At 67.3% G+C, this 20,347-nt stretch carries 19 protein-coding genes and 1 pseudogene; 17 read left to right on the top strand and 3 right to left on the bottom strand.

Going from position 1 to position 20,347, the window contains the following annotated elements; all coding sequences use genetic code 11:
- Window positions 1–6 precede the first annotated feature (6 nt).
- From P7D22_RS09360 to P7D22_RS09345, 4 genes and pseudogenes are all read left to right on the top strand, one after another.
- Complete coding sequence (locus P7D22_RS09360) at window positions 7–1,401, top strand: FGGY family carbohydrate kinase (protein ID WP_319933958.1); 1,395 nt, start codon at window positions 7–9, stop codon at window positions 1,399–1,401.
- A gap of 44 nt (window positions 1,402–1,445) precedes the next feature.
- A complete protein-coding gene (locus tag P7D22_RS09355; protein WP_319933957.1) occupies window positions 1,446–1,805 on the top strand; it encodes a DUF1937 family protein in 360 nt (119 codons plus the stop codon).
- Between the two features lie 255 nt (window positions 1,806–2,060).
- Window positions 2,061–3,587 carry an amino acid permease gene (locus P7D22_RS09350; RefSeq protein ID WP_319933956.1) on the top strand — a complete coding sequence of 509 codons (1,527 nt, stop codon included), beginning with the start codon at window positions 2,061–2,063 and terminating at the stop codon, window positions 3,585–3,587.
- Window positions 3,588–4,027: 440 nt separating this feature from the next.
- Window positions 4,028–4,723 (top strand): annotated as a pseudogene (locus P7D22_RS09345) (ISL3 family transposase); the annotation flags it as partial.
- Between the two features lie 433 nt (window positions 4,724–5,156).
- Here the strand turns inward: P7D22_RS09345 and P7D22_RS09340 are convergent.
- On the bottom strand, window positions 5,157–5,465 hold the full coding sequence (locus P7D22_RS09340; protein WP_319933955.1) for a DUF1127 domain-containing protein: 309 nt from the start codon (window positions 5,463–5,465) through the stop codon (window positions 5,157–5,159).
- A 109-nt stretch (window positions 5,466–5,574) separates the two neighbouring features.
- Here P7D22_RS09340 and P7D22_RS09335 point away from each other — a divergent pair, with 109 nt between their 5' ends.
- Window positions 5,575–6,489, top strand: a complete 915-nt coding sequence (locus P7D22_RS09335) for a LysR family transcriptional regulator (protein ID WP_319933954.1) — start codon at window positions 5,575–5,577, stop codon at window positions 6,487–6,489.
- Here P7D22_RS09335 and P7D22_RS09330 read toward each other — a convergent pair.
- Complete coding sequence (locus P7D22_RS09330) at window positions 6,474–6,794, bottom strand: hypothetical protein (RefSeq protein ID WP_319933953.1); 321 nt, start codon at window positions 6,792–6,794, stop codon at window positions 6,474–6,476. The genes P7D22_RS09335 and P7D22_RS09330 overlap by 16 nt on opposite strands.
- 288 nt (window positions 6,795–7,082) lie before the next feature.
- Here P7D22_RS09330 and P7D22_RS09325 point away from each other — a divergent pair, with 288 nt between their 5' ends.
- From P7D22_RS09325 to P7D22_RS09270, 12 genes are all read left to right on the top strand, one after another.
- Window positions 7,083–8,975 carry an ATP-binding response regulator gene (locus P7D22_RS09325; protein ID WP_319933952.1) on the top strand — a complete coding sequence of 631 codons (1,893 nt, stop codon included), beginning with the start codon at window positions 7,083–7,085 and terminating at the stop codon, window positions 8,973–8,975.
- 152 nt (window positions 8,976–9,127) lie between these two features.
- Window positions 9,128–11,368 (top strand): GAF domain-containing sensor histidine kinase, encoded by a 2,241-nt coding sequence (locus P7D22_RS09320; RefSeq protein WP_319933951.1) that lies wholly within the window; start codon window positions 9,128–9,130, stop codon window positions 11,366–11,368.
- Between the two features lie 8 nt (window positions 11,369–11,376).
- Entirely contained in the window at window positions 11,377–11,748 is a 372-nt protein-coding gene (locus P7D22_RS09315) for a response regulator (protein ID WP_319933950.1), read from the top strand.
- 393 nt (window positions 11,749–12,141) lie between these two features.
- Window positions 12,142–13,314: a DUF2171 domain-containing protein gene (locus tag P7D22_RS09310; protein WP_319933949.1), complete on the top strand. Its 1,173-nt coding sequence runs from the start codon at window positions 12,142–12,144 to the stop codon at window positions 13,312–13,314.
- Between the two features lie 28 nt (window positions 13,315–13,342).
- Window positions 13,343–14,251: a PhnA-like protein gene (locus tag P7D22_RS09305; protein ID WP_319933948.1), complete on the top strand. Its 909-nt coding sequence runs from the start codon at window positions 13,343–13,345 to the stop codon at window positions 14,249–14,251.
- A 51-nt stretch (window positions 14,252–14,302) separates the two neighbouring features.
- A complete protein-coding gene (locus P7D22_RS09300) occupies window positions 14,303–14,824 on the top strand; it encodes a YsnF/AvaK domain-containing protein (protein WP_319933947.1) in 522 nt (173 codons plus the stop codon).
- Window positions 14,811–15,230, top strand: coding sequence for a YidB family protein (locus P7D22_RS09295; RefSeq protein WP_319933946.1), 420 nt, complete (start codon window positions 14,811–14,813; stop codon window positions 15,228–15,230). Before P7D22_RS09300 ends, P7D22_RS09295 begins: the two co-directional genes overlap by 14 nt.
- 40 nt (window positions 15,231–15,270) lie before the next feature.
- Window positions 15,271–15,846 carry a PDZ domain-containing protein gene (locus P7D22_RS09290; RefSeq protein WP_319933945.1) on the top strand — a complete coding sequence of 192 codons (576 nt, stop codon included), beginning with the start codon at window positions 15,271–15,273 and terminating at the stop codon, window positions 15,844–15,846.
- A 32-nt stretch (window positions 15,847–15,878) separates the two neighbouring features.
- Window positions 15,879–16,130, top strand: a complete 252-nt coding sequence (locus tag P7D22_RS09285; protein ID WP_319933944.1) for a hypothetical protein — start codon at window positions 15,879–15,881, stop codon at window positions 16,128–16,130.
- Between the two features lie 91 nt (window positions 16,131–16,221).
- Entirely contained in the window at window positions 16,222–16,719 is a 498-nt protein-coding gene (locus P7D22_RS09280; RefSeq protein WP_319933943.1) for a DUF1003 domain-containing protein, read from the top strand.
- A gap of 66 nt (window positions 16,720–16,785) precedes the next feature.
- A complete protein-coding gene (locus tag P7D22_RS09275; RefSeq protein WP_319933942.1) occupies window positions 16,786–17,451 on the top strand; it encodes an HAD family hydrolase in 666 nt (221 codons plus the stop codon).
- A gap of 87 nt (window positions 17,452–17,538) precedes the next feature.
- The gene (locus tag P7D22_RS09270; RefSeq protein ID WP_319933941.1) at window positions 17,539–18,216 is read left to right on the top strand and encodes a DUF1345 domain-containing protein; all 678 of its coding nucleotides are present in this window, start codon (window positions 17,539–17,541) and stop codon (window positions 18,214–18,216) included.
- Between the two features lie 9 nt (window positions 18,217–18,225).
- Here the strand turns inward: P7D22_RS09270 and P7D22_RS09265 are convergent, their stop codons facing one another.
- Entirely contained in the window at window positions 18,226–20,337 is a 2,112-nt protein-coding gene (locus P7D22_RS09265) for a PAS domain S-box protein (protein ID WP_319933940.1), read from the bottom strand.
- Between the last annotated feature and the right edge of the window lie 10 nt (window positions 20,338–20,347).

Below are 20,347 nucleotides of genomic sequence, written 5' to 3'. Positions count from 1 at the left end.
GAACCCATGCGCGTAGCCGCCATCGACCAGGGAACCACATCCACCCGCTGCTTCATTCTCCAGGACGGGGACGTGGCGGAGGCCGCGGGCACGCGACGTCACGCGCAGTTCCATCCGCAGCCCGGTTGGGTGGAGCATGATCCCGAGGAGCTGCTTCGCAACGTTGAAGCGCTGCTGAGGGGCGCGGGACCCTTCGATGCCATCGCGATCGCCAACCAGGGAGAAAGCTGCCTCGCCTGGGACGCCCGCACCGGTGCGCCCTTGTCGCCCGTGATCGTGTGGCAGGACGCCCGAACGACGGCCGAGCTCGGCCGCCTCGACGCGGTCGCCGCGGAACGCTCCAAGGCCGTGAGCGGCCTGCCGCTCGACCCGTACTTCTCGGCCAGCAAGCTCGCTTGGCTCGTTCGCGAGGTCCCCGCCGTCGTGGAGGCCCTCGCCAACGGCCGGCTGCGGCTTGGCACCACGGACACGTTCTTCCTGAACCGGCTCGGCGGCGTCTTCCGCACCGACCTCGCCACCGCGTCGCGGACCGGGCTGCTGGACCTCGACGGCCGCTGTTGGAGCGCCGAGATGTGCGGGTTGCACGGCGTCCCGATCGCATGCCTGCCCGAGATCACCGAGGTCGACGCCGGCTTCGGGCGGTGGAACGGCATCCCGATCCGCGCCTCCATCGTGGACCAGCAGGCCGCCCTCTACGGTCATCGGTGCCGGGCCCCCGGCGATTGCAAGATCACCTTCGGGACCGGCGCCTTCCTCCTCTCGGTGACGGGTGCCTCCGCACCCCGGGAGGGCGGCCTTCTGCCGACCGTCGCGTGGCACAGGCGCGGGGAGACGCCCGTGCTCGCCGTCGAGGGTGGCGTCTACGACGCCGGGGCCGCGGTCGAGTGGGCCCGCGGGATCGGCCTTTTCTCGGCCATGGAGGAGCTGGCCGCCTTCGAAGGCCCTTCGGCGCTCAGCCGCGGGATCGCCTTCGTGCCGGCGCTTTCGGGACTCGCGGCGCCCTACTGGGATCGGCAGGCCGCGCCCCTCTTCATCGGCATGAACCACGCGACGAGCCGGCGCGACCTGGCGCGGGCCGTGCTGGAGGGCATCGCCATGCTGACCGTGTGCCTGATCGAGGCGGCGGCCGGACAGGGCTTCCTGGGTCCGGCGATCTCCATCGACGGCGGCCTGTCGCAGAGCGGGTATTTTGCCCAGTTCCTCGCCTGCGCCAGTGGCCGCACCATCACGGTCCCGGCCATGCACGAGCTTACGGCCCTCGGGCTGGCCGAGCTCTGCGGCGTGGACACGACGCGCGCCGCGGGGGCGGCCAAACGTTTCGCCCCGGCCGGTGGCGTCTCGGATGCGGACCATCGACGCTTCGCCGAAGCGGTTTCGCGCAGCCGAGGCTGGCGCGCGTGAGCGCCTAACCCTGTTCTCGATCCTCCAGTTTAGGAGATGCGTTCATGAGGAAAGTATTCCTGGCCTGCCCATACGGGCACCCTGACGGTGCCGTGGTCGAGGAGCGCTTCGAGCTCTCGAACGCGGTCGCGGCCAAGATCGCCCGCGCCGGGGGCGTGGTGTTCAGTCAAGTATCGATGTCGCACCCGATCAACCGGCACCTCGGCGATCTCGACAAAGCCGGCATAAGCGCACTCTGGGCACCCATCGACCAAAGCTTCATGCAGTCCATGGAGGAACTGATCGTGATTGACGCCCCGGGCTGGAAGGACAGCTCGGGTGTCGCCCGGGAGATTCGTTTCTTCGAGGACCGCGGGCGGCGCGTGAGCCTCTGGAGCGATGTCGAGGCGGAATTTGCCGGCTGAGCCATCCTGGGGGCGTTCCCTCGGCCGGGAAGGTTCCCGTCGCACGCTAATTCGAGCGGGGCACGATGATTGTTGTCGGGAATCCGCATACGCTGACCGAATGCTCGAAAGATGCTTATCGGCCCGACTGAACGGTCATTTTTATTGACTGGTCGGCACGCCTTTTGCCAGGCTGGCCCGGCACTTGCAAGACATCTGTGGCCGAGGGCGCCGTCCGCAGCGCGACCGGCACACGACACTGGAGGGACAAGGCAGATGGCCGAATTGCACGACGACGACGTCAAGACACTCCACTCCATGGGCTATGCCCAGGAATTATCCCGCCGCATGAGCGGGTTCTCGAATTTCGCCATCTCGTTCTCGATCATCTGCATCCTGGCGGGCGGCATCACCTCGTTCCCGCTCGCCATGGCGACAGGCAGCGGCTTCGAGGCCTGCGTCGGCTGGGTGATCGGCGGCGTCTTCGCGCTGGTGGTGGCGGCGTCCCTCGGGCAGATCGGCTCGGCATATCCGACGGCCGGCGGGCTTTACCACTGGTCGTCTATCCTGGGCGGCCGCGGCTGGGGATGGGCGACGGCCTGGATCAACCTGCTCGGACTCGTTTTCGTGGTCGCCTCGGTCAACGTCGGCGTCTTCTCGCTCTTCCAGGGCCTCGTGGCCGGGCCGATCCTGCACATCGCCGGTGCGGCCGACTGGGGCTTCAGGGAGCAAACGATCGCGGTCGTGCTCATCACCGTCACCCAGGCGCTCTGCAACCACCTCGGCATCAAGCTGACCACGATGCTGACCGACTTCTCCGGCTACATGATCCTGGTGGTGGCGATCGCGCTGACGCTCACCTTCCTGTTCTGGGGCGCGAGCTTCGACCTCGGCCGGCTCACGGCCTTCGTCAACACCACCGGCGCGCCCGGCGGCGGCTACGTGCCCGAGTCGCGGCCTGCCTTCATCGCCTTCCTGGTGGGCCTGCTCTACCCCCTCTACACCATCACCGGCTTCGACGCCTCGGCCCACACGGCGGAGGAGACCGTCAACGCCCGCGTGGCTGTGCCGCGCGGCATGCTCCACGCCGTGCTCTGGTCCGTCGTGTTCGGGTTCGTGATGGCGGCGTCGTTCATCCTGGCGAGTCCCGACCTCGCCGCGACCGCCAAGGATGGCGCCAACGCCTGGTTCAACCTGTTCAACGGTCTGCCGGCCCCGACGGTGCTGAAGAGCGTACTGGCGATCGGCATTGTGGTGGCCAACTACATCTGCGGCCTCGCGGCGCTGACCTCGACCTCGCGCATGATCTTCGCCTTCGCGCGCGACGGCGGCCTGCCGGCGTCCGGCTTATGGAAGACCGTCAGCCCGACTTGGCGCACGCCCGTGCCGGCCATCTGGCTCGCGGCGGTGCTGTCGATCGCCGCGACGCTGTATTCGCCCGCCTTCGCGGCGCTGGCGGCCGGTTGCGCGCTGTTCCTATACGTGTCCTACGCCATGCCAGTGGCGGCCGGGCTGCTGGCCGAGGGCAAGACCTGGACCGAGTTCGGGCCGTTCCGGCTCGGGGCCTTGTCGAAGCCGTTCGCGGTGATCGTCATCCTCGGCGTGCTGGTGCTGATGGTTGCCGGCATCCAGCCACCCTTCGACATCCTGATCAATTATGCGATCGGCCTCGTCGTGCTGCTGCTCGCGCTCTGGTTCGGCCTGGAGCGCCGCCGCTTCAAGGGCCCGCCGGTCGGCCGCGAAATCGCCCAGCGCCAGGCTGGGATCGTTCAGGCCGAACACGCGGTCGGCCAGGAGGCCTGAGGACCCGGCCCGGAGCCCGCTGGCCGTCAAATGGGTCTGGCGTACTTTGCGTGCAGGTTCAGGCATCATCCTGCCTCCACTAGGCGTGCCCGCAGGAGGTCGACCTTGGCGCGTCCGTACATCTGGCGTTTGACCAGCTTGAGCTTGGTGACTTGGCCTTCGATCTGCCCATTGAACCAAACCGCGACGACCGCTGCGGGGACAGCCGCTTTGTCTGAGGTGGCGTCGGTTTTCTGGACAGAAGGCCAAGCTATCCCGAACGTGAGAAATGGACGGAAATGAAGACGACACGGAAGCGGTACACGGGCGAGTTCAAGGCCAGGGTGGCGTAGGAGGCGATCCGGGGCGACCTGACTTTGTGTGGATAGGCGTGGAATAGGCTCTGACTCAATCGCGATGCATGTGGGCCTGACGATGTCGGCTTTTGCCGGAGATCCTTCATGGGCCGCGTTCTTCACTCAGCCACCTTGGTTCCGCGCGGCCTGATCGTAGAGGACGTCGAGGTTGTGGACGGGGCCGTGACCATCACGGTACGACCGCCGAGCACATCAGCGCCATGTCCTTCATGCGGCCAGGTCTCCGGCCGCCTCCACAGCCGCTACACACGGCGCCTGGCGGATCTGCCTTCTGCCGGTCGGGGTGTCGTGGTTCGCCTGATCGTGCGCCGCTTCCGCTGCACCGTCGACTCCTGCTGCATGCGGATCTTTGCCGAGCGGCTTCACCCTGATGTCGCGGCCGTTTACGCGCGGCGCAAAGCGCGGCTGGAATGCATCGTCCACCACCTTGGCTTGGCTCTGGGTGGTCGCCCCGCCGCAAACTTCGCCCGTCGCCTCATGCTGCCGGTCAGCAACGACACTCTGCTGCGGACCATCCGGCGCCGGGCTGCTCGTCCCGCCGAAGTTCCCACGGTGATCGGGATCGACGACTGGGCCTACAAACGCGGGCAGCGGTACGGTACGCTCGTGTGCGATCTGGAGCACCGGCAGGTCGTCACGCTTCTGCCGGACCGTGACAACAGCACCGTCGAGGCCTGGCTGAGGCAGCGGCCCGAGATCGGCATCATCGCGCGCGACCGCGGCGGAGGCTACGGTGAGGCCGCCAGACGAGCGCTTCCACAGGCTGTCCAGGTTGCCGACTGTGAAAACGCGGTCAACACTGACCCCGGCTAAGTACCCTATAGATGATTGGAAATGCAAAGGTATTCGCGATTGACAAGGTGTCGTTCTTCGCGCGACGTGTGACCCCCATCAAATGCGGAAAGCCAAGCTTTAACAGTTGGGTAGGCCGGCATAGCGTGGGGTCGATGTTGCGAGCGTTTCCACATCCAGGGTGACCACTCCCGCACTTCACTCGACTTCAGACATTATGTTCACTGTCTGTTCTTCGACAAGTCCGGAGTCAACCGTCTTACGGCACTTGCCTGTGGGCGGAGGTCGTCTGGTCCACGACGGATCGACATCCCGGCGAGACCCGATGCGGGAGTCGACTGTATCCGACGCCGGCCTCCGAGCACGCTGCGAGGGCGTCCGCGGGGCGGGCTGCCGGACGATGTGGAATGGGCGCCCTCCGTCACCTGCGAGATGATCGACGGACGATCGGAGCGCGGCGGCGCGAGTCGGACCGCGCCGAGAGGAAGTGCCCCACGTCGCTATTCAGAGAAAGGGCGCCGGTGTCCCTCAGGTCGGACGGCGTCAGGCCGATGTCGGCCAACTCATGTGCGCTCATCCCGGCCATCAGGTGGAGGAGCTTGCGGTTCGCGTGCACGCGGGCGGGCCAGGCGAGGATGGCCCTCGCCATCCTCAGGGCCCGTAGGAGCAGCGCGGTGCCCGCTAAAGGTGATCCAACGGCCTCGACGCCGGTTCGAACGATGATGCTCATCAAACCCTCCGTTTCGGCTGCAGAGAGCCGTCGCGGTGAACATCGGCGTGAGCGTCTCATCGGTCCAACGAATGTTTGACATGCCTTCGATCGGACATGAGAATGGATCATGCTCGATACCGACCAGCTCCGCTCCTTCCTCGCGATCGTCGACACGGGTAGCTTCACCCGCGCCGCCGATCGGGTCGGTAAGACGCAAAGCGCCGTGTCGATGCACGTCCGCCGGCTCGAGGAGCGGCTCGAATGCGACCTGTTCATCAAGCAGGGACGGGGGACGCGCCTGTCTGCCGATGGGGAACGGCTGGTCGAGCACGCGCGACGGATGCTGCAGGTCGAGGCGGCCGCCCTCTACGATCTGAAGGCCCAGGGCCTGTCGGGGCGCGTCGTCCTCGGCATTCCGGACGACTACGCCGAACCCTTCCTGCCCGACATCGTGGGGCAGTTCTCCCGTCTGCATCCGCTCGTGGAACTGTCGATCGTCTGCCACCCGAGCGTCAGGCTCGCCGAGTGCGTCGCGACGGGCGAGGTCGACTTGGCGGTCGTGACGGGATGCGACCGCATCAAGGGCGTCGAGATCCTCCGCGAGGAACCGTTGTGCTGGGTCGCCGGCGTCCGGGCCGGCGCGGTCGAGGAAGAGCGCCCGCTGCCGCTCGCCCTATCGACGCCCTCCTGCACGTGGCGCAACGAGGCGCTAACAGCCCTGCAACGTGCGGGCATCGCCTCACGCGTGTTCCTCATGTCGTCGAACTATGCGGCGCTGGCGCCGATCGTGCAGGCGGGGCTGGCCCTGACGGTCCTCCCGGGCACGGTGGCGAGCGCGACGGGACATCGCATCGTTGCCGCAGCCGCCGGTCTCCCCGCCCTTCCCAACGTCCGGGTCGGGCTCATCCTCGGCGCGCCGAGCCACCCGAAGGAGGCGCGAGCCATGGCCGAGGTGATCAGGGCGACCATCGGCGGCGCCCCAGTGTCCCAGCGTGCTGTGACACGACAAAATGACGACACGCCAGCCTATCTCGTGGCCTGAACCTCGCCCGCCACGAGGAGTTCACCGAGGCTGAACAGGAGATCGACGTCGCCGACCTTGCGGTCTCCAGGCTTGAGGGGCAGGGCGGTGCACCGCCACCCGGGGATGAAGGGGTTCGACGCTATGGCCGATGCGAGCTTGTCCCTCGCCCATGCCTCGTAGCGCCTACCCACGCGAGAGCCAGCCAGAACTTCGTCGGCACCGAAGCGGGAGATCCACCCCCCGACGCGGCGCATGAGGCTGCCGGCTTGAAGGACGGCCAGGCAGAGGGTCACCTCACCTTTCGCGACGGGAACGAGCGGCATGGACCAGAGCCCCTTGCCGAACGCGCCCTTTGCCGCCGGATCTTAGGTGAGGAACGTCAGGGCGCATGCGACCGCGTCGGGGTCGAACCCGCAACAAGCGCCGATGGCGTCGATCAGACGATCCGTCCTCGTCACCAGAGCCCTCGGGGCGATGATTGCGGCCACGCGCTTCACATTCATCGCCGGGCGTGACAACCCTGGCACATGAGCGGCTTGCATCGACTAATCGGAACCCTCGCGCGCCGACGTCCTTCGGCGATGGTGCGCTACGGAGCCACGATACTCCTCGTGGCCGTCGTGACCTTCGTCCGCGCCCTGGCGCCGCTGTACATCGCGCCTTTCCTGCTGTTCATCCCCGTGCTCCTGGTGGCGAGCCTCGCCGTGGGATGGGGGCCGGGCGTGTTGAGCCTGGCGCTCTCCACCGCCATAGCCGCCTGGTTCTACGACGCCGATGGCACGCTCAGCGGCGCCGAGGTGTTCCTGCTCTGCCAGTACGTGGCGGTCGGCGGCGTGTTGGTCTGGATCTGCCATGCCCTCCGCCGCGCGATCGTCCAGAACGAAGTCACGCTCGACAGGTTGAACGCGGCGAACGGCGTGCTGGTCGAGAACCAGGCTGCGCTCACGCAGGCCAATGAGGCGGCGGAGACGGCGAGGGAAGCCGCCGAACAGGCCAACACGGCCAAGAGCGCCTTCATCGCCAACATGAGCCACGAACTCAGGACGCCCCTGTCGGCCATCATCGGCTACAGCGAGATGCTCCAGGAGGAGATGGCGGACGGGGCGGCCGTGGCCGACCTCGAACCGGACGTGCGCAAGATCGAGGGCAACGCCCGCCACCTCCTCGGCCTCATCAACGACGTGCTCGACCTCAGCAAGGTCGAGAGCGGCAAGATGGACGTGTATGCGGAAGCCTTCGACCTGGAGCCCGTGATCCACGACGTCGCGGCCACGGCGCAGACGCTCGTCGACCGCAAGGGGAACCGCCTCGACGTGCGCGTCGCCCCCGGGATCGGCCGCATGTTCTCCGACCTGACGAAGGTGCGGCAGATCCTGCTCAACCTGCTGTCCAACGCCGCCAAGTTCACCGAGAACGGCACCGTGACCCTGTCGGTCGGGCGCGAGCTGTTCGAGGAGCGCGACCACGTCGTGTTCCAGGTCGCCGACACGGGCATCGGCATGACGCCGGAGCAGCTCGACAAGCTGTTCCAGCGCTTCGTCCAGGCGGACGTGTCCACCACACGCAAATACGGCGGGACGGGGCTCGGCCTGTCGCTCACCAAGGCGCTGGGCGAGATCCTCGACGGCTCGGTCGGCGTCGAGAGCCGGGAAGGCGCGGGGTCGACCTTCACGGTAAGGCTTCCCGCCAGCCACCGAACCGGCGAGGCTCAGCCCGCTCCGGAAGCCGAGGACGTGGGGGCGAGCGGCGGCGATCTTGTGCTCGTCATCGACGACGACGCCGACCAGCGTGCGCTGATGACCAAGTTCCTGCATCGCGAGGGCTTCAAGGTCCGCACGGCGGCCGACGGCGACACGGGCCTCGCGCTCGCGCGGGGACTGAGGCCGCGCGCCATCCTGCTCGACGTCATGATGCCGGGCGTCGACGGCTGGTCGGTGTTGAGCGCGCTCAAGGGCGACCCCGGCCTCGCGGACATCCCAGTCGTGATGGTGACCTTCGTTGAGCAGCGCGCGCTCGCGGCCTCGCTGGGAGCCGCCGACTACGTGATGAAGCCGGTGCGCTGGGACCGCTTCAAGAACGTCATGGACCGTTTCCGACCGCCCGAAGGCGACGCTCTCGTCATCGACGACGATCCCGACAGCCGCGCCCGCCTGCGCAAGGCGCTGGAGCGCGACGGTTGGGCCGTGCGGGAAGCCGAGAATGGCCAGGAGGGCCTCGACAGGCTCGATGCGGCACGTCCGGGCGTCGTGTTGCTCGACCTGACGATGCCGGTGATGGACGGCTTCACGTTCCTGGAGGCCATGCGGACCCGGCCTGACTGCGCCGCCGTTCCGGTCGTCGTGCTGACCGCGCTCGACCTTACCTGGGAGGACCGCCGCCGCCTGCGGGGCGCCAGCCAGATCCTGCACAAGGGCGACGTCAGCATGCGCGACCTGGCCGAGCGCCTGCATGGCCTCACGGCCACCATGCCCCCCTCGGAGATCGGCCCGATGTCGGGAGACTAACTTGTTGGACTGCCACCCGCCCCGACACGGCGACGCGGGTCACGCCATCGTCAATCGACGAGCTGACCAGCCGCCGGTTCGACGGGCGAAGCCGCTTGCCGATGTGGATCGCACGGTTGCATGGAGATCCCAGGCTTGCGAAGGTCGCACCGATGTCCGAACAATCGACTCTGCCTTTGACGGAAGTCGAGCGCCTCCAGGCACTCGACGCCTACGGCATCCTCGACACGTCGGCAGAGGCGGGCTTCGATGACATCGTTCTGGTCGCGAAGGCGCTCTGCCACACGCCCGTGTCCCTGGTGAGCCTCGTCGATAGGAACCGCCAGTGGTTCAAGGCCCGGGTCGGCTTCGACCCGTCCGAGACGCCGCTTTCGCAATCGGTATGCGCCCACGCGCTTCGCCAGGACGACATCCTGATCATCCCGGACCTGAGCGTCGACGCGCGGACGCGAGAGAACACGCTGGTCACGGGCGCGCCGCACCTGCGCTTCTACGCCGGCGCGCTCCTGCAGACCCAGGAGGGCGCGAAACTCGGCACCCTCTGCGTCATCGACACGCGCTCCCGTCCCCAGGGCCTGACAGTCGAACAGGCGGACGGCTTGAGGGCCCTCGCCCGACAGGTCATGGCACAGATGGAGCTGCGCCGCATTATCCACCAACGCGATGCCGCGATGGTCGACCGCGCCCGAGCCGAGAACGTGGTGCGCCGCGACGCCGAGCGGCACCGAGCCATGATCGGGATGCAGCACGGCATCGGCTCGGCTGGCGACAACCTGGAGACCATGCTCGACGCCATCGTGACCGGCGCCATGAACGTCGTCGGCAACGCCGATGGAGTCGTGGTCGAGCTGCGGGAAGGCCAGGACCTCGTCTACCGGGCGGTCGCGGGCGACCTGTCGCCGTTCCTTGGCCTGAGGCTGAGCATGGAAGGCACACTCTCGGGACGCTGCGTCCGCGAGGCCTGCGCGCTCAACACGGGCGATGCGGAGAACGATCCCCGGGTCAGTCCCGAACTGGCCAGACGCCTGGGCATCCGCTCGATGACCATCGCGCCGATCGCCCGGCATGGGAGCATCGTCGGTGTGCTGAAGCTGCAATCGTCGAAGCCGGACGCCTTCACAGAGGCGGATGAGACCATCGTCCAGCTCCTGGCGGGCGTGGTCGCGGCCGGCCTCGGCAACGTCGCGGAAGCAGCGGTGATCCAGAGCCTGCGGGCCAGCGAGGAAACGCTCCGCCTCGCCCAAGAGGCCGGCCGCGTCGGCACCTTCGAGACCGACGTGGGCCGCAGCGTGACCAAGGGATCTGACCAATTCTGGCGATTGTTCGGCTTGGAACCACGCAGCGAGACGCCGACCGCGCTGCTGGAAGCCCTAGTGCATGAGGACGACCGGCATCTCACGACCAGCGAGGAACGGCGTCGTGCCGGGCTCGATGCCACCTCGATCGAATACCGCATCCGCCGCGCCGACACGGGACAGGTGCGCTGGCTGACCCGCCGGGCCGACTACGTGACCGATCGATGGGGTCACCGGCGCCTGATCGGCACGGCCCTGGACATCACCGAGCGGAAGACGGCCGAGCAGGAAGCATGGACCGCCAAGGAAGCGGCCGAGGAGGCCAATCGCGCGAAGAGTGATTTCATGGCGAACATGAGCCACGAGCTGCGCACGCCACTGTCGGCCATCATCGGATACAGCGAGATGCTGCAAGAGGAGATGGCCGAGGGAGTGCCCGCGGCCGACCTCGAGCCGGACATGCGCAAGATCGCGAACAACGCGCGCCACCTGCTCGGCCTCATCAACGACGTGCTCGACCTGTCGAAGGTCGAGAGCGGCAGGATGGAGGTGTTCGCCGAGACCTTCGACGTGGCCCTGATGATCCGCGACGTGGCCGCCACGGTCGATGGCCTGATCGCCAAGAAGGGGAACGCGCTCACGCTGCGCCTGCAGAAGGGGCTGGGCTCGATGCGCTCGGACGTCGCCAAAGTGCGGCAGATGCTGTTGAACCTTCTCAGCAACGCCGCAAAGTTCACGGAAGGCGGGACGGTGACGCTGTCGGCGACCCGCATCGTCGGGACCGGTTCCGACGCCTGGCTGGTACTCCGAGTGGAGGACACCGGCATCGGCATGAGCGAGGCGCACCTGGAGAGGCTGTTCCTGCGCTTCACCCAGGCCGACGCCTCGACGACGCGCAAGTTCGGTGGCACGGGCCTCGGCCTGGCGCTCACCAAGGCGTTCAGCACGATGCTCGGCGGCGACGTGGCCGTGGAAAGCCGTGTCGGTCAAGGCAGCGCGTTCACGCTCATGTTGCCTGCGGAGATGCCGACTCCACATCAATCGCTGCCGAACGAGATCGCCTCTGTCCACGACGGAGACGCATCGCATGCCGACTGAGGTCCTGATTGAAAATCCTTCTCGTCGAAGACCATGAGGAGATCTGGGACTTCCTGTCCCGGCGCCTCCGCCGCCGCGGGTTCGAGGTCGCCGTCGCCGTGGACGGCAGGGAGGGGCTCGACGCGGCGCTTGCCGGCCCGCACGACATCATCCTGCTCGACATGAACCTGCCGAGCCTGGACGGGTGGACGGTGGCCTCCATGCTCAGGGCCGAGGCGAGGACCGCATCGGTCCCCATCATCGCACTCACGGCCCACGCCATGTCGGGCGACAAGGAGAAGGCGTTGGAGGCCGGCTGCACCGACTACCATTCCAAGCCGGTCGGCTTCACCCGCCTACTGGCGCAGATCGATGCCCTGACGGCAGCGTCGCCTCCGTAGCGCAGCGCATCGTTCCAAGCTTCGATCCTCGGCCGACGGCGACGCGAGTGGACGACGGCGTAATTGCTGCCGATCATGGAACCAAGATTCTTGCTCCTGGTTCTTCAATCGTGAAGACCCCTTTGGGAGGACCGGCCTGACGCGACCAAGCGTTGGGGCGGAAGCAGTCCAGCTCCGCATGCGGAGTGAACGCGGTGTTTCGAGACCTCACCGCGTCCGGCCGGCGGCGCGTTGCAGGTGACACCTGTCCCCCGGCCTTCGTCGCCTCATCACAGCGACATCAACGATAACCGAGCAAGCAGGCAACCTCGATAGGGGCTGTCTGCCTCTGACTGCGTTCGGGTTCGCCCACGCCTCGTCGCCTCGGTCCTTCGCACCCAAAAGGATCATCCCATGTCCAAGCACGCCATCACCGCGATCTACGACACGCGCGAATACGCCAACAACGCCGTCCTCATGTTGCGGCAGGCCGGCATCCCCGACGCGGACGTGTCCGTGTCGCCGGAAACGGGCACCGCCGATGGCGTGGAGCCGCGCGCCAAGGGCTTCTGGGCCTCGCTCGAGGACATGTTTGGCGGCAGCGACGACCATCACACATACGCCGAGGGCGTGCGCCGGGGCGGCACCCTGGTCGTGGCCCGGGTCGAGGACGCCCGGATGGACGAGGCCATCGACATCCTGGAGCGGCACGGCTCCGTCGACCTCGAAGAGCGCGAGACCGCGTGGCGCGGCGAGGGCTGGACCGGCGCGTCGGCCGTGACGGGCGGCGGGGTCGCCAACGAGGGCGCGGGCCCGTTGCGGTCCATGGCGCCGGTCGCGTCGACAGAAACGAAGCTGGCATCCGACGGCGTGCTGACGACTCCTTCGGCACAGCAGGCCTACAGGACCGAGCAGGTCCCAGTAGGCGGCAAGGCGGAGAAGCCTTCGCTGCGCGAAGACGTCATCCAGGTGGCCGAGGAGTCGATTGCCGTCGGCAAGCGGGCCGTGAACCGGGGCAAGGTGCGCATCCACAGCCATGTGGTCGAGACGCCGTTCATGCAGCAGGTGAACCTGCGCGACGAGACGGTCAGCGTCGAGCGACGCCCGGTGGATCGCGCGCTCGGGGTCGTCGATCTCGGCGCCGATCCGTTCCGCGAGCGCACCATCGAGATGGACGAGGTCGACGAGGAGGCCGTGGTGGCCAAGACCGTGCGGGTCGTCGAGGAGATCGGCATCCGCAAGGACGTGAGCGATCGCGCCGAGACCGTCACTGACACGTTGCGCAGCACCAAGGTCGACATCGAGGATGGTCGCACCGCCGGCCACGTCGCGGGCCAGAGGGTTGCGTTCTTCGCCGACGCTCCGGCGATGGAACGGGCCAAGGACATGAAGGTCATCGGCTCGGACGGGCAGCATGTCGGCGTCGTCGACCATGTCGACGGCACGACCATCAAGCTGAAACGCACCGACCCGGTCTCGGGCGGCTCCCACCACCTGATCCCGACCGAGTGGGTGCAGTCGGTCGACAGCACCGTGACGCTAAAAGTCACCGCCGCCGTCGCCATGAGCCGCTGGACGGCTGTCTGATCCTCGCCCCTTCGAACGAAAGCCTGGCATGACCGCTCTCAATCCCGCCCACGGCAGGTCCGACCTGCCGCACCTCACGCCCACAACGCCGGCCGAGGAGGCGCGCACCGTCCTCATCAACAACCTGTCGTGGAGCGCCATTTTCGCAGGCGTGGCCGTCGCCCTCGTCACGCTGTTGCTCCTCAACCTGCTGGGCCTCGGCCTCGGCATGTCGAGCGTCACTCCATCGGCGGGCGACAACCCGGCGGCCGCGACGCTGTCGATCGGGGCCGGCCTCTGGTACGTCGTCGCCAGCCTCATCGCCGCCTTCCTGGGCGGCCATGCAGCGGCCCGGCTCTCGGGCCGCGCCAAAGCGTCCACGGCGGCCTGGCACGGCGTGGTGTCCTGGGCCGTCACCACCCTGTTCGTGCTGTACCTCCTGACCACGGCGGTGGGCGGCCTGATGGGCGGTGCCTTCAGTGCCGTCACGGGCGCGGCCGGTGGCCTCGGTCACACAGCGGCCACGGTGGCGGGCGTCAGCACCTCGGCCGGCGCCGACCCGTTCTCGGCCATCGAGAACCAGATCGGCAACAACGATGCGGCGACGCCCAAGACCTCGGCCATCGCGGCCGTGAAGGCGGCCGTCGCCGGCGATCAGGCCCAGGCCGACCAGGCGCGCGAAGGCGCGGCTCAGGCTCTGGCGAAGGCGCAGAACATCCCCGTCGATGAAGCCCGTGCGAGGGTTGGCCAGTACCAGCAGCAGTACCGGCAGACGGTCGATCAGGCCAAGCAGAAGGCCATCCAGGCCGCCGACACGGCCGCCACGGTGGTGTCCCGCGGCGCCCTGTTCGGCTTCCTGGCACTTGTCCTAGGCGCCTTGGCGGGCTGGTTCGGCGGCCGCAGCGGCGAGGTGAAGCCGACGTTCACGGGGACCGAAGTCCGCACCACGCGGATCTGAAGCCAGGAAGGGACATGCACTGCACGTCCCTTCTCATTCGGAGGACGCACCATGAAAGACCGAACGTCACGATCCGCGATCGACGGGGACGAGGCCTTGCGGACGGGTTCCACGTCGACTTCGGCGAAGGCCAACAAGCTTCTGCTGCTTGAGGAGACCGCGGAGGTCTCCAAACAGGCGGTGGTCACCGGCACCGTCCGGGTCTCGACGCACACCGAGACACGTCAGGATGTCGCCGAGGTCGTCCTCGACCGCAACGTGGTCGACGTGACCCGAGTGCCGGTCGGCAGGGTGGTCGACGTTGCGCCTGCGGTGCGGACCGTGGAGGACACGACCATCGTGCCGGTCGTGCAAGAGCGCTTCGTGATCGTCAAGCAGCTCTTCCTGCTGGAGGAGATCCACATTCGCCACCATGTCGAGCGAGAGACCGCCAGCGTTCCCGTCGAACTGAGGCGGCAGGTGGCGGTCGTGGAGCGGGTCGACCCGCTGGGGCATGTCACTATAGTTTCCGAATCGAATCCCGAAAGCCCCGATCAGGGCACCAACCGAGGAGAGTCGCATGGGCATTCTTGAATCCGTTCTCGGCAACCTCCTGGGCGGCGGCTCAAACGCCACGTCGTCCCCGATGGGCTCCGTGCTGTCCAGCATCCTCGGCGGTGGCGTCCAACAGGGCGGGACGGCGTCCTCAGGCCTGGGCGGCGCGCTCGGCGGCGGTGGCTTGGGCGGGCTGCTGTCGCAGTTCCAGAACGCCGGGCTGGGCCACGTGGCCGACTCCTGGGTCGGTAACGGCCCGAACCATCCCGTGTCGCCCGATCAGCTGCAGAACGTCTTCGGCCAGGACCGCGTCAACGACATGGCGAACCAGGCCGGCATGCAGCCCGGCGACTTCCTGTCCCAATTGAGCCAGCACCTGCCCGCGGCCGTGAACGGCATGACCCCCAACGGGCAGCTGCCCGACGAAGGGTCTGTCTCGGTCTGATCTTCCCGACTGTCCCGATCCTTCCTCGATGGAGCTTCCCATGGTGAACCGTGTCGTCGCCGCCTTCGTGGCAGCGTCCTTCCTTGGCCTTCAGGTCCTGCCCGGTGCCGCGTGGGCCGAAAACCAGATGGGCTATCAGACCCTCACGGTCGACCAGGCCAGCGCGCTGCCGAAGGGCGGCGGCAAGCTCGGCCTCAACGTCGGCCGGGCACAGCAGATCAGCAGCGGCGGCATGACCTTCGCGCTGCTACGCGTCAACGGGGTGACGTCCGGGTCGCCTGGCAACAAGGCCGGCTTCCGGGTCGGTGACCAGATCATCGCGGTGGACGGCAAGGTGTTCCCGAACGCGGCCGCCTTCGCGGGATATGTCGGCTCCAAGCGGCCGGACGACCGGATCTCGGTCGACTACATGCCGCCGAACGGCGGTCCAAAGGACGCGCAGCGGGTCGACGTCACGCTCGGGGGCACGTCAGCCACGACATCCAAGCCCTCTCAGACCCAGTCGGGCGGCCTCTCGACAGGCACCAAGATTGCCATCGGGGTCGGCGCGGCGGCCCTGTTCGGCTGCTACAAGCTCGGCTGCTTCTCCCACCGGCGGGCGCCCGCTTCGAACTGACCTGGTGCGCGATGCGCGGAAGGAGCTGGCCCATGGTGAAAATCGGATCGGCTTGTCTTGCCCTGGCGGTCCTCGCGTCGTCGACTGGCGCTTGGGCGCAGGACAAGTATCAGGTGACCGACGCCGAACGGGCCGCCTGCCAGGATGACGCGATCAGGCTGTGCGGCAGTGCGTATCCGGACCAGGATGCGGTGCTGGCCTGCATGAAGACCAACGAGAAGCGGCTGACGCCGGGATGCCGGCCCGTGTTCATTGCCGGTTTGCATCGCCGGGGGATCCAGTGAACCCTCGACATGTCTTCACCGATCGGTAGATTTACATCGGATGGCTGAAGACGACAGAACCGCGATCCTTCCGGCCCACATCGAAGGGACGGTGGAGGCCATCGCGCGCCTCCATGCCGAGCACCGCAAGCGGGCGACAACTTTCCAGACCCTCATCGAGGCGACCACAGGGCGGGTGGGCCGCCCCAGCTTCATCGGATGGCTGTCCGTGGCGGTGGTTGGCTGGGTTGGCCTGAACCTCGTGCTGTCCTGGTCCGGGCATGCGCCCTTCGACGAGGCGCCCTTCGCGTGGCTCGAACTCGTCGCCAGCCTGCTGGCCCTGTACGTCACGGTCATGATCCTCACGACGCAGCGTCGCGACGATCAGCTCGCCAGCCACCGCGATCAACTCACGCTGGAACTGGCCATCCTGGCCGACCGGAAGTCGGCCAAGATCATCGAGCTGTTGGAGGAACTCCGTCGGGACATGCCATCTGTGCGGGATCGCCTGGATTACGAAGCCGTGTCGATGTCCTCACCGGCCGATCCACAGGCGGTGCTCGATGCCATTCAGGACTCGCACGACGACCTGAGCGCCGGAACCGGCTGAATGCAACTCCATGACGGCCGAGCAAGCTAGCTCGGCTGCGCTGCTCACGACGAGATTGGATCCATAATGCCAAAGGCCATCATCTTCGACGTCGACGGAACGCTGGTCGACAGCGTCAAGCTCCACGCCATGGCGTGGCAGGACGCTTTCCGCGACTTCGGTCGCGATCACGACCTGCAAGCCTTGCACGATCAGATCGGCAAGGGCGGCGACCAGCTCCTGCCGGTGTTCATGTCGGCGGAAGACATCGAGAAGGACGGCGAGCGGCTCGAAGAACATCGCGGCAAGATCCTGAAGTCCAGGTACCTCGACCAGATCGTCGCCTTTCCGAGCGTCCGTGCGCTGCTCCAGCGCCTGCTCGACGACGGCAAGGTCATTGCACTCGCGTCATCGGCCAAACAGGAGGAACTCTCCCACTACAAGAAGCTGGCCGACATCGACGACCTGCTCCAGGCCGAGACCTCTTCGGACGATGCCGAAAGGAGCAAGCCCCATCCGGACATCTTCCAGGCGGCGCTCAAGAAGCTGGGGGTCGCGCCCGCCGACGCCATCGTCGTCGGCGACACGCCCTACGACGCGGAAGCGGCCACGAAGGCAGGCGTCAGGACGGTGGGCCTGCTCTGCGGGGGCTGGTCGGAGGCAGACCTCCTGGAGGCTGGCTGCATCGCGGTGTTCCGCGACCCGGCCGACCTGCTCGATCGCTACGCCGCATCACCCCTGTCCGGCGATTGAGCCGACTTCATTCTGGGGCTTGATGTCTCCGACGAAGAGCAGCAAACCGTGACGCCATTCGCCTCGATGTCCACGTCTCGCTTCGGCTTGCGAAAGCTTCTTGGCCCCTTCGCGTCCAGGCCGAGGCTCGCCAGCGGCATCGCCGTGGGCGTGCTCCTGTTCCTCCTGTCCGGCCTGGGGTCGACCGGTTTGGAGCGCAGCACCCGTGCCATCGTGTGTTGGGACGTGACCTGCCTATGGTTCGTGACGCTGACGTTGCAGCACATGCGCGGGCAGAAACAGGCCGACATCCAGGCCCACGTGGCGGCCCAGGACGAGGGCAAGGGGATGATCCTGGCCCTGGTGCTGATCGCGGCGGCCGCGAGCCTCGCGGCGGTCGCCGTGGAGCTGTCCCTCGCCAAGGACGCGCACGGGGCCCTGAAAGGCTTCCGGGTGGGCTTGGCGCTGGCCACCGTGGTCGTGTCCTGGTTCACCACGCAGCTTGTGTTCGCGCTGCACTACGCCCACGAATACTACGCGCCCGACGAAACGACACCCGATGAGACCGACGTCGTCGGTGGTCTGCAATTCCCGAACGACCCGGCGCCGGACTACTGGGACTTCCTCCACTTCGCGGTGGTGATCGGGGCGGCGGCGCAGACGGCCGACGTGCAATTCACCAACAAGCGCCTGCGCCGCATCGGCACCGTGCACGGGCTGATCGCCTTCACGTTCAACACGGCGGTGCTGGCCCTCACCATCAACCTGCTGTCGGGCCTGTTCTGAGAACGAGGTTCAGGCCACCGGCTTCTCCGGAGCCGTGGCGGGCAGGTCGATGGTGAACGTGCTGCCGTGGCCGTAGGCGCTCGCGACCTCGATGCCCCCGCCCAGCATCGTCGCGAAGGCCCGGCTGATCGACAGGCCCAGGCCGGTACCGCCGAACTTGCTGGCCGTGGAGGCCTCGGCCTGAGCGTAGCGCTGGAAAAGCTTGGCGCTCTGCTCGGCGGTCATTCCCATGCCGCTGTCACGGACGCTGAACGCGAGACGGTCCAACCCTGACGCGGTCGAGCGATGCGCCGACAACGCGATGGTCCCGCCCTCTGTGAACTTGGCCGCATTGCTGAGGAGGTTCAGCAGCATCTGCTTCAACTTCGTCAGGTCGGAGCGCATGTGGCCCAGGTCGGGGCCGAGGTCGATCGAGAGGACGTTGTGCTTCTTCTCGATCAGCGAGGTGACGGTCGCGGCGACGTCCCGCACCATGGGCTCGACGTCGAAGGTTTCGAGGAACGTCTCCATCTTCCCGCTCTCGATCTTGGACAGATCGAGCACGTCGTTGATCAAGCCGAGCAGGTGCCGGGCATTGTTCTCGATCTTCTGCATGTCGGGCGCGAGTTCGGCCGAGTCGACGCCGTCCTCCATCTCCTCGCGCATCATCTCGCCGTAGCCGATGATGGCCGACAGCGGCGTCCTCAGTTCGTGGCTCATGTTGGCGATGAAGTCGCTCTTGGCCCGGTTCGCCTCCTCGGCCGCGTCCCTGGCGGCCTCGACGTCCCGCTCCGCGCGCTTGCGTTCGGTGATGTCGCGCAGGTAGGCCGCGAACAGCGGCTCCCCGCCGACCTTCAGGGGCGTGACGGAGAGTTCGGCCGGGAAGCGCTCGCCGCTGGCCCGCTCAGCCTCGACCTCGACGTGCTTGTTGACCGCCGAGATCTCCCCGTCATCCAGGAAGTGGGCGAACTTCTTGAGGTGGCCGACCAGGAAGTCGGCCGGCAGGATCAGGGCGCCGAGTTCCTGCCCCATGGCCTCCGCCCTGGCCTGGCCGAAGACGCGCTCGGCCGCCGGGTTGAATTCGCGGATGCGCGTCTCCGCATCGACCACGACCACGCAGTCGAGCGCCGCATCCATGATGGCGGTCTTCAGCGCGTCGCTGTCGCGCAGCTTGTCTTCAGCCTGGCGACGCGAGACGAACTGTCCGACCTGCCGTCCCAAGGTCTGCAGATCCGTCATGGACTGCCCATCGAGCGTGACGGGCCGCCGGCCCAGGAACTCCAGTACGCCGACCACCTTTCCGTCGGCATGCAGCGGAACCGCGATCTCCGCCCCGGGTATGGCGTGCGGCACTCCGTGCCCATCCGTTGTCGTGCCGCTCGAGACGACAGTGCGATACTCGGTCCAGGCCTGTCCGGGCAGGCCTTGGCCGGGGCCCAGGACGCCCGCATCGCCTGCCTCTGGGACGCGACGTGTCGCCCCCGCTGCGTGCCAGACCCCCTCGCATCGCAGGCAAGCGTCGGACTCTGCATGGACGACCCAGAGCGCGCCGGCGTCCCACCCGAAGCCCGAACCGATCGTCGCGACCAGGTGCCGCGACGACGCCTCCACGTCATCGGCCTCCTGCATCACCTGGTTGACGGCCTGCTGGAGCGCATGTCGTTTGCTGCTGTCACGGCGCATGGAAAGGTCGTCGATCGTGACGACGCTTCCGGTCACCGCGCCGTCGACTTTGACGGCGAAGGAGGAGTACTCGGCGAAGAAAGAGGTGCCGTCCCTTCGCCAGAGCAGCTCGTTCTCAAGCCGGACGGGCTGGCCGGTCCGCAGGGTCGATAGGATGGGACATTCGGACGCGGAATAATGGGTGCCGTCCGGACGAGTGTGATGGATGGCGTCGTGCATGTCCCGGCCGAGCAGTTCACCCACGTCATCGTACCCGAGGGCCGCCAAGGCCGCCCGGTTGGCGAACGTGCACCGCCCGTCGACGTCGACGCCGTAGACGCCCTCGCCGAGTGCGTTCAGGAACTCGGCTCCTCCGTCCGGCAACGAGGTGTGCGCCCTGGCCCCATTCGGAACGTCTGCATTGCGCTCCCCTCCGGGCAAGGTATCGGCCAAGGGCGGCTTCCAATCGGACTTCGGCATGCAGGTCGAC

It is taken from the genome of Lichenihabitans sp. Uapishka_5 (assembly GCF_033947565.1).
In the GTDB taxonomy this organism is placed as follows: Bacteria; Pseudomonadota; Alphaproteobacteria; order Rhizobiales; family Beijerinckiaceae; genus Lichenihabitans.
Note: the sequence above shows the minus strand (reverse complement) of the source record. Positions and strands in the feature narration are given on the sequence as shown.